Raw genomic sequence first — 18,373 nt, forward strand, 5'->3', positions numbered from 1 at the left:
AGACCCACGAAGCTAATAATCAGCCCGATTGCTTGACCAGACTTGGAAGTTCTATTTGAGACTTGCAGCCAGTGTTGCGACTGAGGGCTCCCGGGCGACATAAATCTATGGTGCCCCGCGTCCCTCTTCTTTAAGAGGTGCTCCGGCCCGGGCGGAGAGCACCGGCTTTGACCGGCGCCCATTTCCTGCCTTGGTTGTGTTTGCGCGGCAGCCTACGCACTTCGCGCAGGGTTGCGGCCTCGATCAAGTCTGCCACGAATCGGTGCCCTCCGCTGCCCCGGCGGCCAGGAACAGCCCGGATCTGGTCGGAGTCCTCGACGGTGAAATACGGGGTGCATTGCCCGGCTTCTTCTCACTGCGACGGCGCCGCACGGGACTAACCAGCCGTCTGCGACAACGGACGCCGAATATATTGAAGTCCACTCCTGCCGGGGCCGGAACCACCCGAGGTGAACACCATCAGGTTCCATCGTTCATTTCCCCGCTAAGCAATGACGCAGGGGGTAAACATGTTGATAAAACCCGTAATGCGTTCCCCTATCAAATTTGATCACCGGGCTGATAGTGTTCTTCAATCTGGACCATCCAGATGCGCAACTGAACATCAAGTCACGCTCGTCGGCAGGCGGCGTGGCTATATAAAAGTGCAGGCCTTTTTCAGGGCCAAGTTTGCGTAGCCGGCAGGCGGCGTGGACTGTAGACCTGTGCAGGTCCTTTCTAGGATCTGGCTCGCGCCGCCGGCAGGCACGCAAGCTGAAAATAGTGCGGACACCTCCCCGTTCTTGGGTGAGTGTCACGTCGCCGTTGCCGGCAGGCAACATGACGGGAAGATCGTGCGGGCCCTCGTGGCCAGGTGCAAAACGCCGGCAGGGGCTTGTGCCTAGAATTCGTGCAGATGCCTTCCTGTTGTGCTCCCATCATCCCCATGGAGCACCAATATGCCTGCCACTATCTCTCTCGATTTGGACGCCGCCGCTACACACAGTGGCCGCAGCACCGTCACCCTCCGCCGATACATCAAAATGGGACGCCTCCCGGCGGTTAAGGATGGGCGCAAGATCTACGTTACTAAGACGGATCTTGACGCCGCGGTCGCGCCCGTACCTGTCGCCGCTACCTGCGAGGACCTGAAAAGTTGGGCGCAGAGAATGGCTGCCGCTGCCCCGCCGTTCCGGCCGGAACAGCGGGACCTCATTGTTTCGGCGTTCGAATCTGCTCTCGGAGGCCCGTAGAAGCGAAAGGTGATGGCCACTTTCGTAGCCTTTGCCGTATGCCCGGTGATGACAGCCTCCATCCGAAACCCGATACCGATACAACGGGGCGACCAGCTCGCGGTCCTGCCATTCGCTGTAGGACAGCTGGGTCTTTGTCTCAATCCAGTCCTTACGACCGTTGGCGGATCTACCCAGGATAACTGCGGCAGCAGCGCTCGGGCTTGCGAAAACCTGATCCCGAGTGAATACCGCACCTCTTTCGCCGACACATCCCGGACGCTGATTGAGCCTTCGCGTTCGAGGTCCTCGCGCAAGGTCCGATAACCCACGGCATTGGTTGCGCTAACCCATGATCCACGGGCGGGAGAACCGGCACGAACCGTGAATTCCCCGTCGACTTCCAATGCCCGAGCAACGTTTCCGGTATTGGAAAGCCTCAGTTCGAATTCCGCAGTCTTAGTGGATGCACTCATGGTTGCTGCCTCGGTTGGGATCGTAGCGGCCGCGCGAAAGATGTTGATACCCAGAACTGGGAGCGCGATCAGCGCCTGTGCGATGAAATACTCCTTGTCCGAAACATCCGATTCCGGCAACGCCGGTGGTAGCGATGCGGTGCCGTTAGCAATTTCAGAGCGTGCGGCCTGATGCCCGACGGCAATAAAACGGGCCTCCAGATAGCGGGCATGTGCTTTGGCGAGGTTCGCATCCTTGCTGGTCAGGAGGATGGCCCGATTCCAAAATTCCTTATCTTTTGAACGGGTGTGATCGTAGGGCCTGCGGCTGATGTCGTCCCCCTCACCGATATAGGCTTTGATCCCGCCGGGGCTGGTGGGCGAACCTTCCCCCACCAGGACATAGATGACTGTTCGTCTAGCCTCTGGCCTCTTTACTAGTTCAGCGATGCCGCTGCGGGGACCAAAACATGGCCGGTCCAGTTCATGATCTCTGCCGTCACCAGCCCGCCCGGGGTTCCGTCCACTAGGAAGAGGCGGACAGACTTTCCGGTGTTCACAGTGGCTTTTCCTGTTCATCCACTCCAAGTGACGGCAAGGCGTCGACGATGCGATTCGTTTCTATGCTGACGGTTACTATCCGTCCGATGAGGTCGATGATGTAGCGGGGCTGCTGGTGTTCTCGGGACCAGTCGTTGGGATCGTTCACGATCCCGGAGGCCTTGTCCGTCTTGGCTTGGTACCGCTCTAGAATCCAGTCAACTGCTGAGCGAGACCCCAGCATGTACCGATGAGCATCCGCGGGAATGCCTTCGAGAGCAATGCGTGCGTTGTAGATGATCCTGGTCTTATCCCAGGATCCCGCCTTTCCACCGTATTTCATCTTTTTAACAGCGTACTTCGCGTACTCGTCTACCTCTGGGCCCGACCCGGTCTCACGTTCGACGAGAGGGTAGGGGGCCACATCCTCGTAGCCAAGGTGGAGGTCAGAGAGCTGACGGCCCGCTGCAGCGAAGCCAAGGAATCGATCTTCTCCGGGGACCTTGGGGATCCGCGGAAGCATCTTCTTCAGGTCGGCGCCGAACCGCTCACGGTATTGATTTGAATGGAGCAGCCCGTAGACGTAGTAGAAGATATCGTCCTTCGTCACCGACAACCCGTAGACCGCCTGGTAGTCCGCCAGCGTTTCGTCCGCGATGTTGTCGATCTTTATCGGATCGCTACTGCTGTTGAATCCGCCAAACAGATCGTCCTCAGATTCCTGAAGGGTGTAGATGTAACGCGGAAAGAACTGACCCGTATCCAGCAGGTGAAGGTCAGGAACGTTATTTACCATCAAGGATTCGAAAGTCGGGTAATGGGTAGCAGGAGAGGTTATGTAAAAGCCGAAGTTCCTCGTCTCCGGAGTAGGGAAAATCTTTCGCAACTGATACTGACGCTCGTTGAGCTCCGTCTGAAAATGCACATGCTGAGCATTGAAGGGACGATAGGACGACTTCCGCATCGCCCCTGCTTGTTTCTGGACAGCCTTTCCAGCTTTCGCTAGGTTGCGCAACCCGCCGCCCCAAGAGATCTTCGTCGGGTCGTTGCTGGCTTCGCCTCCATCTCGCAGGGAACTCAGCTGCTCGTTGTAATACTGCACCATGGATTCAACATTGATGCGAAGTCTGTCCGCTGACGAGTTGTAGACCCAGGCATCCCGGTTCGTTTTGAGCCCGCCGGAGTATGTGCGGAACATGCTGGGTTTAGCGGAGTCTTTTGCTCCGAGCGGAGTGAAAGTTTCGAACAGATCGTTACGTTGGTTGACCCAGTCGCCGTCAGTGTTTGGGGTGAGCTGCTGCCAGGGGAGGTTGCCGAGGGTGGACTCATCTACGATGGCAAGTTTCTGCTTACGGTCGAGGTAGTCTCCGATGTCTCGGTAGTTCAGTCGGCACTCGGTAACAGGGCCGGGATGTTTCACGAGGAGCATGACAGCAACCGTCGTCTTGCTTCCTTCACCAAATACGTTGTCTTTTTCCTTGCGGCGCAGCTCGCCGGCAGAACGTGCATTGCCGCGCAGGTTGTAGACGTAGATCTCGTGGAACTCGTCTGTGAGAGTTTTGCGGAGGCCGTCCGCGGTGTTGCCGTCAATGTAACCTCCGTTGGAGACATAGCAGATCACTCCCCCATTGTCCGAGTTCAGGATGCGGTTGGAGGCCCACCGGATTGCCCGGATGTAGGAGTCATAGAGAGAGTTCTTGTTCGTGGCCGTAGAGCGTTCAACATAGGTTCGACGGATGGATTCATCTAATGTCGGGTACTTGAGGTTCGCGTTGTTGTCGTTGCCGCTGCTCTGCCCGACTGAGTAGGGCGGATTGCCGATAATGACCCGAATATCAAGCGCGTTCTGTTTAACAACGCGGTCACTGTTGTTGGTGAAAACGTGCTCGTCGAGGGTGTCGCCGTCTTCTGTCATTTGGAACGTGTCGGTGAGGACGATCCCGTCGAAGGGCTCATACCCCACAGCGTCCGGATCAGTTCCCGCCGCAACCGCCTGGTCACGAAGAAGCCCGTGAACGGTGGCTTCGATGTTGATGGCCGCAATGTAGTAGGCCATGAGCAGCAGTTCGTTGGCGTGCAGTTCATGGGTGTATTTGCGAAGCAAGTCCTCGGGTTTGATCAGCCCGGACTGCAGCAAGCGGACGATGAAGGTTCCGGTGCCGGTGAAGGGGTCCAGGACGTGCACGCCCTCGTCAGAGATCGTCACCCCGAATTCTTCTGCTAAGACGTCATTGACGGCTCGGAGGATGAAGTCCACAACCTCGACCGGGGTGTAGACGATACCGAGGGATTCGGCGGTGCGGGGGAATGCAAGCTTGAAGAACCGTTCATAGAGTTCGGTGATGATCTTCTGCTTGCCTTCGGCCGTTTCCACGCCTTCCGCACGGATTCTCACGGACCGGTAGAATTCTTCAAGATTCTGCACCTCGGAATCCAGGTTGTACTGCTCGAGCACCTGGACCATGGAGTCCATGACTTGGGACACCGGGTTGTGGGCTGCGAAGGAGTAGTCCTCGAACAATGCCTCGAACACGGGCTTGGTGATCAAATGCTGGGAGAGCATATCGATCGCATCGTTCTCCGTGATTGACGCGTTCAGGTTCCCGCGCAGCCCGTCCAGGAACACAGCGAACTCATCCCGTACCCGGGCATCAGGCCCGTCCAGGATGGACCGGATGCGGATGATGTGTCGGTCGGCAATGCCTTTGACGTCTTCGGCCCACTGCTCCCAGTAGCGCCGGTCCCCCACCTTGCGGACCATGCGGGCAAAGATCGCGTTGCGCCACTCATCCGCGTTGGCCATATGGAACAGGGCCTCGGTGACCTGCGCACCGGGCTTCTCATTCTTCCCGGGTTCACTGTCGTCGTTGTTGAAGGGATCATCGACGGTGATGACGTCGATCTTGTCGTTGGAGTTCCCGTTCAGGTCCAGCTTGTTGATCATCGCCTCGAACCGGTCATCATGTGCCCGGAGCGCTTGCAAAACATCCCAGACCACTTTGTACTTCTTGTTATCGTTCAATGCGGCTTCCGGATCCGAGGTAGACGGCACGGCGATGGGCAGGATGATGTATCCGTACTCCTTGCCCTCGGACTTGCGCATCACACGGCCCACTGCCTGCACCACATCGACCTGGGAATTACGCGGGTTCAGGAACAGCACGGCGTCCAAAGACGGAACGTCAACGCCTTCGGTAAGGCATTTGGCGTTGGAGAGGATCCGGCACACGTTCCCCTTGGTCTCGTCCTGCAGCCAGTCCAGCTTCGCGGAGCGTTCCAGCACGTTGAACGTGCCGTCAACGTGCCCGGCTTCGAGCTTCAACGCCTCGTCATCCTCGACGCGCAGCTGCCGGCCGATGAGTTCGAACTGTTCGGCCAGTTTCTTGGATTCCTTGATGTTCCGGGCGAACGCAACCGCCCGGTTCATGGGCGCTGTGTCTCCGATGGAGAGACGTTCCCCGTTCACGCCGCGCTTGGAAAGCCCGTTCCAGCAGCCCACAATGCGGGCAGCATCGTCCAGAGACAGGTCCCCGTTTTCCTCGAACAAGCCTTGGAAGGAGCGAGACACTGCATCCTCGTTCACGGCCAGGACCAGGACTTTGTAGTCGGCGAGGTGGCCCATCTCCACGGCTTTCCCAAAACCGAGATGGTGGAATTCAGGACCGTAGACGGCCATATCGTCCATGGAGTACACGGCAACGTCATTTTCCGCGGCCTTGACCTTCGAATCCTGCACGTAGATCCGCGGGGTCGCCGTCATATACAAGCGCTTCCCAGCCCGCAGATACCCCTGATCATGCACTCGGACGAACGCTGAATCATCATGCTCGGGCTCAGTGATGCCCGTGGTCCGGTGGGCTTCATCGCACAGAACCAGATCAAAGTCCGGCATCCCCATAGCCTGCGCCTGTGCGATGACATCAATGGACTGGTAGGTGGAGAACACCACGGTGACAGCTTCCTGTCCGGTGCTGATACTCGCCCGGTGGAAAAGCTTCTGTGCGTCCGTCGTGGCCGGAAACGCCAGGTCGTGCACGGAAACGTCTTCGTCGTCGCGGCGCCCGACCTTCGCATCCGAACACACAGCCAGGGGACGGAGCTTCACCGTGGTCTGGGCGGTCCACTCGTTCAGGGTCTGCTGCAGCAGGGCGATGGAGGGCACCAGGAACAGGGCAGTGCCGCCGGCCGGGACCATTCCTTCGGCGATCTTCAAAGAGGTGTAGGTCTTGCCTGTGCCGCAGGCCATGATCAGCTTGCCTCGGTCAGAGTCCTGGAAGCCGGTGATTACATCGTTGATCGCTTCGCGCTGGTATTTGCGCGGTACCTTCCGGTCCGAGCGGACCATCTGCTCAGGCTGGGCGAGGTTGAACTGTTCCCAGTCGATGGTGGACTCGGCAAGGTCTTGCAGGCGCAACCGGGTCGTGGGCTTGGACTGGCCCTCCAATGCTTCCTCAGCGTGCTTGGACCAGTCGTCGGTGGTGGAGACCACCATGCCGTAGGAGAAGTCGACCTTGCCCATGGCGGTGAAGAACGAGTCGATCTGTTTCTTCTCGAGCCGGCGCTGCGGGTCGTAGAACTTGCACTGGATAGCGGTCAGCTCGCCTGTGTAGCGGTCCCGGGCAACTAGATCGATCCCGGTATCCACCTGCTTGCCGCGGTCCGGCCACTCGTTCCACATCCAGACGTCGGAGAACTGATCGGCGTACTTCGGTTCCAGCTCCAGGTACCGCTTAATCAGCCGTTCGAACTTGGAGCCCTTGTCACGCTCATCAGTAGCGGAGAAGTACAGCTGATCCAAGACCTGCCCAAACGAAGAAGAAACCATAGGACTATCTTTCCTCATAATTACGGGTGCACCGTCTTCGCTGCCTGACGGAGGGCAGCGGCGATCGTCAGGCTCCACAACAGGTCACACGCAGCTAGTCCCTGATTCCCGGTTTACAACGGATCGTTCCAGACCCTTTGGGACCGTCTGGATGACGCCGGTTCACGGCGCGGACCATTCTCAACTCCGTCGGCTATACACGGATACAGTCATGCCATGAGTACTACCAGCTCGAATATGCAAGGCAAAGCCGACCCGTCCTCACCTGACGCCGGCAAGATTATCTTTGACGTGACCGTTGGAATGGTAGTCATCCCGTGGGGACCGGCGCACATCACGGCCGCCGCTTGGGGGGACGCCCTGGATACGCAACGAGAATTCATCACGCTGGAGCTTACTTCCCCTGGCGAAATACCTCCGGCGAAGAAGTGGGTCCGTACCTTGGTTGAACTCGTTCCCAGGCCAGACAACACCTACAACAGCAACGCAATTTCGGTCGCGCAACCGTATACCTACGGCGGAACCGCGGAGGACAGACACATGGGATACGTCCCCGAAGCGAGTCTCGCCCACCTAGGGGGTTCCCGGTTTAGCGAGCTAGCTGCCAGAGCCCGCTCTGAGTTCGGTGCGCCAGTCGCCTGCCATGCCCGTGTGCGCGGTGGCGACAACGGAGAAATCCAGCTGTGTCTCCCCAACACATCCCATCTTCATACTCTTATTGACGCCGCTCTATGCCGCCCAAAAGGGTCAGCTCCCAGTACAGCGGATCAACAGCGTCCTCGTGACACCTTTCGAGGCATAGCATCACATTCTTCAGCGGACACGCTGGAGATACCCCCGGCTCGGACATATCAAGCCGAGCGCTTGGACGCTCATGCGCTACAACAGCTTGCTAATTGGCGACTCCTCATGCCCCCGGCAGCCCCGTCCGAACCGGTTAGCGTCCAACAACGATCGGTGTTTGGGAAGCGACGAGCATACGTCGTCAACAAGGCGGGAGGACGTATCGGAAAGATCCATAACGGAATAGTGTTCCTACACGACGAGTGTTACCGGCCTGCCGCGTTGGAAGCCGCTGCGGCCTCTGGGCTGGATCTAACCGGCAGTCCAAACCTCACGGGAGAATACCCGCCAGCTGTTATCAAGGACGAAGGCACCAGATGGAGCATCAACGTACCCTCCGACGTACTTCCCCTCGGCTGGTACGAGCCGGAGCTTGAGAGGTTACACGTACATGCATCCGTATACCGACAACCTGCGCTGACCCTCTTGGCCCGCCTAGGGGTGATTCCAAACCGTGTTGTTTGGAGTGCCCCTCCCCCACAGGTTTATCTCTCCATAGGCGAAGTCAAGGAGCCTATCAAGGCGTTGGATGTTCCATCTGAGATTCCCCCTGAATATCGGAGGATATGGGCGCACCACAGTCAGGTCCTCCCAAAGGAAATAGTCAATCATTCGCCATTAAATTTTACTGCAGGAAAACCGGATCCGGAGTACCTTAATCGCACCACCGATTTCTTGCTCGATAGTTACGCCGACACAGGATACCTTGACGAATTATTCGGACCCTACAGCTTTAATGAAAAGGGAAACCGCCCAACACCGTGCCGACTCTGCGGCTATGACGCGCTGCCTGTCAAGCGAAAAGGGGAGAGAGACGCAGAGTGGTTGGCATACTGCGTCCTATGCCTCAGGCATGCAGTGCGCGGGTTCTACGTTGACTTGGGATGGGATGAGCCTTGGGAACCCCTTGCGGTTTGGGCCCTCGCTGAACTGGCCACCGAGATTGGCGGTGCTCCAAGTCAAGCCCAAGTTTCACGTCTTCCCCCGACGACTTCCCCTACGGCGATTGATCGAGCATTGCTCGTTAGGATGCATGTGCCGCGAGTAAATACGCGCCTGAGGCGCGAAGGAGCGCAACAAAGGGCTCCCTATACGTGGTTCGATTGGCTCGCCAAAGCTGACATCGTCCAAGACGGCTACAGAACGTCGCGTGGCATCATGTCTACTGCAAGGGACGGACATGTATGCCGATCCCTTTTGGAGAGACATATAGACGATTTCTTCACTGCTAACAGCATCGCCCATGAAGCCGAACCTCATTGGCCCTATGACCCTGACCTGAATCCTAACGCGATGCGCGCAGACTGGCTCTTGTGGGACGGAACTTACGTGGAGGCTTGGGGCCTGCCTGATGAGGAGAAATACATAGAAAAAATGCAGAAAAAGATCAGGTTGGCCGCTAAGCATGGCATCCGGCTTGTCGGCGTAACTCCTCAGGATCTGGGACGACTCGAGGAATTGTTCTCATTTACAAGAAGTGCCCCAGCTCTTCCTCGATCCCCCAGAGCTCCTACGCCAACCGTCCCAAAGAGAGCCCACACATAACGTCACTGCAGGAGCTTCAGACCGGAACCCACCCACCGGCCCAGGCGGTATGGGTGGGTTCCTGTCACTCAGGCCGCTGCAGCTGATTCCATGCCACTGCTATGTTCTCCGCTTCGGAGATCGCCAAGTATCCAGCACCCATACCGTCGAGGATCTCGAGGAGATGTTCCGGGCTCTTTGCCACTGGATGATCACTGCCCCTGACACCATGCCAGTAGTCGAAGGCCAGACGCTGGCGCGTACCGCCCTCCGGGGTGCCGTCGCCCTCCGGATTGCATTGTTCGATAACCCATTCGTGGAACGGGGTAGTCCGCGCCTCGTGCAAAGCGTCCTGTGGGTCCCAGCGAACAGGGATCTCCTCAGCAGACGCGAAGCGCTCGAGCATCTTCGCTAGGTGTATAAGCCCAGGCGGACGGTGGTGGTGGGCCTTTGGAGCCGGCCCGCGGAGCATACGCTGCAGGTAGTGGACCTGGAGGGGATCGAGGCCGAACAGAGCATTGCTGGAGTCTACCGCCGAGGACCGCATCGGCAGATCCAGCACAGCAGCGGCCCAGATCATCTTCCCGTTCGAAATGTAGGAGAAGGAACCAAGCCGATCCCTGAAGAATTCTTCGGCGACATGCTTCAGAACATAGCTGTGGGAATCGTCTTGCGGCCCACCTACCAGGTCGAACGCACGGAGCAGCTCAGTCGACAGTACGACTTCCAAGTACGCGTCAGGGGAGGAGACGTGGAGGGGATCCTTATCGGCCTTCAGGAGTCCAGACTCCCCCAGCGTGGTGACTCTGGACGCTGCATTGGAGGCACTGTGTTGGTGATAACTTTCGGCCCGTTCGCTGATGAGCCCCTTCTTGGTGAGGGCTGTGATCAGGCTGCGTGCGCTGACTCTCTGCCCAAGGATGCCCTGCGCGAGTGGGTGCATCATCTGCCTAAGACAGGTCGTGTAGTTCAGGCCTGAGAACTTCGACCAAGCGCGCGCGTCGCGCTGGTGTTCCCGCGTGGGCCGGGCGGAGGGGGCTGAAATCCTGCGTTCAGCAGCGCGCACGTCGATGTTGATCATCTGAATCTCCAATTCCGTCCTTGGCTTTGCACCCCACGCACGCAGAGCCTTGACGGATGTAGAGAAATCAGCTGACAAGTTCCTGCTTCCACCGGATCCGCTGCGGTTGTCCTTCGAAGCCAGGCCGCGTGGGGATCCTGACTCGGAGTAGGGCCGTCCGACCGACCCGTAGTCAGAATAGACACAGTCCGGGCGTGCGTCAACGACGGCCTCAGCGGTTCTCAGCGCAGGGAGGCTGCCCAGCACCAAATCGACCTGCTGCAGCTATTGATCAGACCAGAGGGCGAATGGCACTGCACTCACGATCATTGGGTGACTCAGAAGTTCCGTCTTCCGCCTGTGCGGCGATCGCGACCTTGGTCAATCCCGGGCTGTCCAAAGGATCTGCCGGGATGCTAGAAGCCGAATCAGGTCGGATTCGTTTCTTCCTCCCAGTCCAAGAAACGCTTCCATGCTGCGCCCGCCGAGTGCTCGGCGATCTCGACATCGGCAATGGTGTTTAGAAACCACATGTCGCTGCGCAGAGCGGTGTTGCTAACATCGCCCTTCTCACTTCGGACGAATGGTCCCGGAGGATGAGCAACGATGATGCGCTTACCCTTAGCCTTCGCATAACCGAGTTCAACGAGCGTTCCGTAAGCATCCTTCGCATCAATCCACGCGAACACAACGTCGGACCGGTCAATGGCGTCAAGGCACAGCTTTACCGTCGCTTGCTGGCTGGCCACGCTGGAGATACATCCTCCGGTGACGCCGTGACTTCCGGGCCCGTGACCGCAACCATGGTCGCAGCCAATGAAGAACGGACCGGTCAGGTGTATTCCGTCCGCCAGACCGTTCACTATGGTGTCCCACTTTGGGCGGATATGGCTCGACCCCAGTGCATCAATGGCCCATTCGTTGCCTCCAAGGATTTCAGACCTCACAAGCTCGTTGCGCCAGCCGTTCTTAGAAATCTTGCCGGCCAGATAGACCGAAAAACCGCTGTCCATGACTCCCCTTATCCTCAGTTCCCTGCGAGTGGCACAACTGTACCGGTTGGAACGGCCAAACCGATGTTTCCGGCCTAGGCAGGCAGTTTGGCGTGGCACGCCGCCTTCTGGATCTTTTTCGGTCCTTTCCAGGCAAGGCACCTGCGGTGTTTCAGTGTCCAGTGCGGATTGGGCATCGCTCATAGCGGGTTGCTCCTTCCCGCGTTGCCTCATCGGTAGACGCTCAAAAAGGTCGTGCAAATGATTTCCAATTAATTGTGAGCCGTGAGCATCCTGCGCTGTGCACTGAGCTGATATTCAGCACCCCGGATTCGCGCAACCCGCTGGCTCTTTTCCAGGGTCCCCAGGACGACCGGACGGTCTCTGGAGTAACGACCTCAGCTGTTCCTTACAGCTTTCTGCTTCTCTCGGTAGCGGCGGTTCTCGATGGAGATGCAGGTTCCATACCTGCGACCGCCGTTCTTCATTTGGGTGTTCTCCTCGTCGTAAGGGTGTCCCTAGGGACAGTGGGTCTGCATGCATGGACCACCGTGAAACCGATGCCGCGGAAGTTGTTATCCGCAAGGGTTACAGGCTCCAGATGATTGGCATCGAGGCAGCCTCGATCGCGGCAGAGATAGTCGAGGGCCAGACCGTCTCCCTCTGGGCAGAGAGTCCGTGGACGACTCGATGTAGTCTGCGTTTCTTGCCGTTGGCTGACGAGCTGACCGTAGCCGTCTGGTCTGATGGTTCCTTGCCACAGGACGCATCCGGTAGCAGGGCGGGCGAGAAGCCGGTCGTAAATATTGGCCTTTATGGTGACCATCGTTCAGGCACCTCCTTGGTTGGATTTTGAGACGGACATCCGAGGTCTCAGATGCCCGTCGAAAGGGTGGGCCGCGAAGTGGTCAACGACGTCGCTCCAACCCGGGTCGACGGCAGCCGACCGGTGCCTCACGGCACCTCGATACAGCTCCTGTCGAAGGGGTCGCGAGGTGTCTGTACTGCTTGTCTCAGAGACACCGCGACAACGTCGCAGGGGTCTCTGTCCACGACGGGCGGCAGCCCGAGTGGGAGCTGGGACCACTCGCGTCAGCGATGGTTCCAGGGGCACCCCGACGATGCGCAGCATTGGCGGGGCAAGAGAGCGCCAGCGAACGCAGTAGAAACCCTGAGCGCAGCGAAGGGCGAGGGAGCGCAGCGACCGAGGGGTGTCGGCTGTGCCGACCACCGAGCGTAGCGAGGTGCCACCCTTTCTTATGCCCTTTCCCTTTTTCCCTCACGTCCGGAGCTTTAGCGGAGGACTGAGGGGATTTCTGCTGGTTTATCAGAGGAAAGTAGCGCCTACCACCATGCTTCCTACCCGACCATTTATGGTTCCTACTCGTAGGAGGGAGGGTAGAGGTGGCGCTAGTTTCCGGCGGTTTCGGGCCTTTTGCTTCCTACCGGGTATTTAGGTGCATGGCACCCGGTAGGAAGCTGCTGCGAAGCAGCGCCGCGGTCCTGCGACGGAGGAGTAGGAGCGTGTTCCAAGGCCCGAAAAGAGGGGACGCAGTCCCCGTTCCAAACTCACCAGCAGGACGCTGCGACGCAGGAGCAGTGATCCCGTACGAGGTGGCCACGCGGTGACGGCTGAGGGACGAAGACGGATCCGCGGGGGTGCCGAAGGCGCTGCGCAGCAGCTGTTCATGCCCTTGTCACAGCAGGGGTTCAACGGCCCGCCAGGGTCCATGCACACGACCTCTCCGGCGACGCCGGAGTGCCGGTAACGGCACCGCCCCGGCGGTGTTCCATCTTCTGTACCGGCGTCGTCACAGCACCCGCTTCGGATGGTCCTTACACCCGTAGCCGGCGGCAGCCGGCGGCAGCCGGCTGCTCCGGAAAACAGTCCATGCAGCATCGACGTCGTGAACCTTTTTATCTGGTCCCGAAGGGCCCGAAGGGAAGATAAAAAGGTGCCGACGGCGGTCCCGCGGATTCGTTTCTTTAGGTCCCGGTCCGTGGGCGCCGTCGTCCACGTTCCATGCTCCGGTGGGTGAGGTGAGCCTGCGAATCCTCCCCAGTTGAGTGCTTTCTGCCCAGGGACCGGTCCGGGCGTCCATGCAGGATCCCACTGTGCCTTCCACGCTGCGTCAACGGCTGTTGGAATCAGCCATGGAGCTGCGTCTGATCGCTCCCTCAACGGGGGCGGGCTGGCGGCTGTCAGTCGACTGGACATCCATGCATTTTGTGCCCGGGCTTAACCATTCATGCTGGGCTCCCCAGGGGACCGGGGTGGGATCCCGCGATCCTCCATCTCCGTTCATCACGAGGCGGGACGAGCGCTTCCACAGCATCCCTGACGGCTCGTAACTCCTCGAGGTGACCGGACTCCCCGGCCCCCTGGAGAGCCATGGGCACAGCGTCCAAGTGCATCGCCACCCGCCCCCGCCCCATCACGCTCCTTACACCGTGCCTTCCATCCAGGCATGGCACCCGAAGGGTGCCGACGGGTAAAAAAAGGCAGCCCGAAGGCTGCAACGTTTCGGACAAAGCTGGCCCGATTCTGGTCAGAAAATGTCCCGTCATAGGCGACAACTGGTCTTCCTATCTGATGTTTTGATTACTTGCGGGCTTCCGAGAACGTGTCGGGCCACTTCTGGGCCGGATTCGGGCAGGATCCGGACGGATCAGACCTGAATCTGGCCTAGCGCGATCAACACCGCTTTCGTGGCCTGGCAATGGCCCATGTTTGGCCCATAATTGGGCACAGTGCAGGAGAGGCCTCTATCGATATCCCGGTTCTGGACCGGAACCGGCCCAGAACCGGGATGATTTCGGGCACGTCATTTATTCGGCGGTCGACCAGAAAACCAAGAAAACGTGGGCTGTGGAATCATCGCTGTGTTCGGGATCCGGGATCTGCCCCCGTCTGGCAGCTCCAAGTTACAAGACCGGTAGAGAACCCAATGAGAGAGTTCTGGCAACCAGGGGCATCGTGCAACGGCGTTCTCTCAGGCTTGGGAAACTGGGTCCGGAGAGGATGAGCGGGTGGGATGACGTAGCGCTAATGCGAGTAGGGCGCTTCCCGCTTGCCCTAACTCGACCGGATGCTCGTCCACCTGAGCAGCGGTGCCGCCAGCAACGAGGAGAAGACCCTTCTCGACACAGCCTGGAAAACGACCGGCACCCAGATGTGGGACTCGGCGGTACGCCGTCTCCTCGATGAACGCAGCACAGTGTCTGCGTCCGGGGAGAATTCCCGGTCGGAGCGTCCAGAGCGTATTAGGGAAGGTTCAGGTTCTCTCTACCGAGAGGTCCTCGCTGCTCGTCTGAAAGTCGTCCTGGATCAGGAGCTCGGCCGTCAGACCTCCCCCCCTTGTTTATGAACTTTCGGATCTGCAAGTCGAAAGCTTTACCTAAACCGCGCGCAGGTTTCCGTCACGTCCGGGTAGGTGCAAGCCCCATCTACCCGGACATCAACTGGCCAAGCACTACACGAAGAACCGGACGACTGGTGGTGACTGAACTGACCAAACTGCTCGGATTCCGTTATGAAAAGGACTTAGAGGACTATCTGGAGGCCCGTCTATGGCTTACCGGGCTGGACCTATTGGTCATCGGAAGACAGGTGGAGGTATACGGAAGCGAGATTGACTTGCTCGCGATCGACCCAACTGGCCTCATACACATCGTCGAGCTGAAGGTTGACGAAGCCAAACCCCCCGTCGTTGCCCAGGTTCTCAGCTATCGCCGCCTGCTCAAGCGGATGAACAGAAAGGATCTCATATACGTCCTCGCTCACGGTCGTCTTCGGATCGACTTGGCGGAGGCTTTCCAACAACGCTTTGGTCACACGCTGCCAGAGACCGTGAATGATTCTCCGGCACTCATGATCATCGCCGCCTCTATTCATCCAAAAACCGCTGATAGCATCCTTGAACTCCTGGATGAGGGCGGCTCGATCACAGCATTCCGGTACGTCGTACACTCCGCCGGTGTCAGCCTCGTCCCGTGCTGTCGTAGCGACCAGGACGTGGTGGAAGGCAACCACGTGAAGATGAGTCCTTCGACACGCCCCCATCCCCTGGTTGTGGAGCCACATCGATTACCGTCCTACCGGGTGCCCGTTGACGAAAGCATCCGGCGGTTTTGGCTGACTCACGCTCAGGACTTCATGCCCTTCGCTACCTTCAGCTTCGTATACGGTCGCTACAACGACTGGGTTCAGGCGCAATCAGAAGACCGTGTGCACCTCTACCAAAGCGGGCTATTTGCGCGTCAGCTGTCTGCAATCACCGCCGAATCCCGCGAGTGGACGCGTGTTTACGTCGCTCATCGCAGCGATATGGCGGCCTACAACACGTTTATGGTCCCGCCGTCTGCCCCGGAATATCGCGCCAGCGGTCACACCCTAAGGGCGTACAAGTTCAACCCTGTCGGCCCGGTTTCGGATCCCCAATCAGCGAACTGCTGTTCACCCCTGCTGAGCGCGCCGCTCAGCTTGTCGAAGAGGGGAAGCGGGGGACGCTCTGCGGATTGATATTTTCAGAGACATAGCCTGGAACACCGGCGGCAAGAAGCTCCTCGTGGAGGTTGCGGACGCCCTCAACGCTCCACTCCTTAACGGTTAGCAGGGTACCTTCACCGAATGGTTCCGCGGTGGCCGACTTTAGCGGTGGCGGTGTGCCCATGCCTGATTGAGACACCCACGTCATATATCCGGCGTAAGACTTCGCATAATCATGCACCTGGCGGGAGGTCAGGTAGGTTCCGAACCTGGCGGTGTCCGGCGCCCAAATCGCGACGAGTGTCCGGAACAATCTGAGTACATCTTCTTCCGTGCCCAGCGGATAGTCGGGCAGGAAGCGAATAGTGACGGTGTTACCCACATAGGTCCTACCGGCACCCACGTTTCCACTGTAGGAAGCGACATCCGTCTCACCTGATATCAGATACGAGCCCATGCGCACCCCACCGACAAGGTTGCCGAGGTCGTCGACGTCCGCTCTTTCTAGGGTCTGATCTTGCATGGCGGGAAGGGACGACGGCGCGGGCGGCCGGTCATGTCCGTAGAGATCCTGACTAGCGTCTACCCATACGGGCGCGGGGACCTGCGGGTCGTTGGCAGGAATAGCATCTTTGAGCGCAGCCATTGTGGCCCACCCGCGAGCTGCTATCTCTTCAGGCCGCTCGCGCCGACTACCCCAAACCATCATGATGTAGGCGTATTCGTCATTTTCTGGCAACAACTCAGCCACCGTTTGCTTCATATATTAAACCTATCAAGAGTCGGAACAGGTTGTTCAGGGCATTGGCTTAAAGGAAATGATGAGGGTGCGTCGCAAGGGGTGATCGGAGGGCAGGTAAGCGTTGAATTTATCCATGACCACTTTCTCCGTGAATATCAATTCGTGAATGAACCCCGGGTGCCCCGCATGTTTTAAGGCATTCGTTTGCCTTAGCAACTCGTCTTCGATCCAGTAGTCGAACATTTCCTTTTCCTTGGCTGGCCACATCCAGTCGTAATGCCCCTTGATCTCTGGGAAGTACTCCTTCGGGGGGTCACCAATCCAGCCGTGGCCGTCGAATCTGACTTCTTTGCCGTCCGCGTCCCTCAGGATGTATTCACGGGCGTGGCCGGAGTCCACACGGTCGATACCGGAGAAGTACTGTTGCTCCGGTGCACCGTGCATCGTACGAGGTTCATCTCTGAAGTAGCCGTTGCCGCCGTCGGTGTCCCCGACCTGGGGCTGGATGGCTGGATCGCGTCCGCTGTCCGGGCTGTAGGTGTCCGGGAAAGGTTTTCCTCCACCGCCCTTGCCTTCGCGGTGCATGATGCCGTTGTCAGGCAACTCCAGATCCCGGGGTGTGACGGGCATATGACCGTCAGGGAGTGCCGGGGAGAAACCGCCGAACCCGCCGAACCCGCCGGGTCCGCCCGGACTGGCCGGGAAAGAATCTGCAAACCGATCCACCAGTCCCAAAGCCTTCGTCCCGGCCTTCGCGGCGCCGCCGGCAGCACCGGCACCGCCCAGGAACAGGGTGGCGACGTCGAAGATATTCCCGCCCAGTGCAAGTCCGGGACGGTCCGAATTCCACTGGTCGTACCGGATCAGCTGCGGACCAAGGGCCATCAGCTCATCCACTGCCTCACGGTACCGCTCGGATCCTAAGTAAACGGGCGAAGTCACCACGATAACGTTGCCGGTCATGCGTCCCATGTTTTGCCAGGCGTTACCGGCCTTATACCAGCCCTGGAACCCAATGAGCACGCCGGCGCTGGTGACGAGCTCCCAGCCGGCTTTCGGAACCCCAATAATGGTGTCGCCGGCGAAGTTCAGCGTGTCCCGGTACCAGGGAAGATCATTGGACATGTACCCACCGGAAAACGCGTCACGGTAATCTGAATAGTCGTACCCGTACTCGACGGTGTTCCGGTCCCTGTCGCCCCACTTGGAATAGATCTGGTCAGTTTCAATGTAGCTGCGCTCTGAGCCGGTGATGTGAGTGATTCGGATGGCCGCGTCCCGCTGGGCCTCGTCCAGATCCGCATGCAGCTGTCCAACGTCGCGTGCTACGTCGTTTCGGGCATCGACGGCGGCCTCCTCGTTGTCCCATTCGTCCTGTTCGGACTCCGGGTACTCGCGGTTGAATGCCTCGGCCCGCTCTTTGACCCATCCCAGACGGACCTTGAGCAGATCGACGGACTCTGCATAGGTCCGCATCACTGTATCGATTTGGATACTGTGATTAGAGAGTTCTTCTGCCGCCGTCCGGGAAGTATCCAGGGCGGTGAATACCTTCTCGTTTCCTGCCACGTCATAGGTTCCAGGTGCCGTGAGTCGGAGCCAGGTCTCCCAGAGGGAGTCCATGAGTTCGTGGACCCGCACCCCGACGGCCATCGTGTCGGCCGCGTGCGTCCGGATCGTGTCGGCATCCGG

At 58.9% G+C, this 18,373-nt stretch carries 10 protein-coding genes; 3 read left to right on the forward strand and 7 right to left on the reverse strand.

Annotated features, from left to right (window positions below):
• Nucleotides 1–130: 130 nt before the first annotated feature.
• Nucleotides 131–256, reverse strand: coding sequence for a ParB family protein (locus tag N2K99_RS09125; protein ID WP_308036382.1), 126 nt, complete (start codon nt 254–256; stop codon nt 131–133).
• Nucleotides 257–938: 682 nt separating this feature from the next.
• Here N2K99_RS09125 and N2K99_RS19120 point away from each other — a divergent pair.
• On the forward strand, nt 939–1,232 hold the full coding sequence (locus tag N2K99_RS19120; RefSeq protein WP_227933565.1) for a helix-turn-helix domain-containing protein: 294 nt from the start codon (nt 939–941) through the stop codon (nt 1,230–1,232).
• Nucleotides 1,233–2,103: 871 nt separating this feature from the next.
• On the opposite strand, the gene N2K99_RS09135 is transcribed toward N2K99_RS19120, so the two are convergent.
• Both N2K99_RS09135 and N2K99_RS09140 read right to left on the reverse strand, forming a co-directional pair.
• On the reverse strand, nt 2,104–2,226 hold the full coding sequence (locus tag N2K99_RS09135) for a hypothetical protein (protein WP_257793670.1): 123 nt from the start codon (nt 2,224–2,226) through the stop codon (nt 2,104–2,106).
• Nucleotides 2,223–7,031, reverse strand: a complete 4,809-nt coding sequence (locus N2K99_RS09140; protein WP_227933566.1) for a type ISP restriction/modification enzyme — start codon at nt 7,029–7,031, stop codon at nt 2,223–2,225. The genes N2K99_RS09135 and N2K99_RS09140 overlap by 4 nt, the downstream gene beginning before the upstream one ends.
• 216 nt (nt 7,032–7,247) lie before the next feature.
• On the opposite strand from N2K99_RS09140, the gene N2K99_RS09145 reads away from it, so the two are divergent.
• On the forward strand, nt 7,248–9,419 hold the full coding sequence (locus tag N2K99_RS09145) for an HIRAN domain-containing protein (RefSeq protein WP_227933567.1): 2,172 nt from the start codon (nt 7,248–7,250) through the stop codon (nt 9,417–9,419).
• Between the two features lie 64 nt (nt 9,420–9,483).
• Here N2K99_RS09145 and N2K99_RS09150 read toward each other — a convergent pair whose 3' ends face one another.
• Together N2K99_RS09150 and N2K99_RS09155 are read right to left on the reverse strand one after the other, a co-directional pair.
• Nucleotides 9,484–10,479: a hypothetical protein gene (locus N2K99_RS09150; protein ID WP_227933568.1), complete on the reverse strand. Its 996-nt coding sequence runs from the start codon at nt 10,477–10,479 to the stop codon at nt 9,484–9,486.
• Nucleotides 10,480–10,886: 407 nt separating this feature from the next.
• Nucleotides 10,887–11,654, reverse strand: a complete 768-nt coding sequence (locus N2K99_RS09155) for a nucleoside 2-deoxyribosyltransferase domain-containing protein (protein WP_227933569.1) — start codon at nt 11,652–11,654, stop codon at nt 10,887–10,889.
• A 3,295-nt stretch (nt 11,655–14,949) separates the two neighbouring features.
• On the opposite strand from N2K99_RS09155, the gene N2K99_RS09160 reads away from it, so the two are divergent.
• A complete protein-coding gene (locus N2K99_RS09160) occupies nt 14,950–15,972 on the forward strand; it encodes a hypothetical protein (protein ID WP_227933570.1) in 1,023 nt (340 codons plus the stop codon).
• Here N2K99_RS09160 and N2K99_RS09165 read toward each other — a convergent pair.
• Together N2K99_RS09165 and N2K99_RS09170 are read right to left on the reverse strand one after the other, a co-directional pair.
• Complete coding sequence (locus N2K99_RS09165; protein ID WP_227933571.1) at nt 15,929–16,702, reverse strand: hypothetical protein; 774 nt, start codon at nt 16,700–16,702, stop codon at nt 15,929–15,931. The genes N2K99_RS09160 and N2K99_RS09165 overlap by 44 nt on opposite strands.
• A gap of 33 nt (nt 16,703–16,735) precedes the next feature.
• Nucleotides 16,736–18,250 (reverse strand): hypothetical protein, encoded by a 1,515-nt coding sequence (locus tag N2K99_RS09170; protein WP_260554618.1) that lies wholly within the window; start codon nt 18,248–18,250, stop codon nt 16,736–16,738.
• Nucleotides 18,251–18,373 lie beyond the last annotated feature (123 nt).

It is taken from the genome of Arthrobacter sp. zg-Y1110 (genome assembly GCF_025244865.1).
Taxonomy (GTDB): Bacteria; Actinomycetota; Actinomycetes; order Actinomycetales; family Micrococcaceae; genus Arthrobacter_B.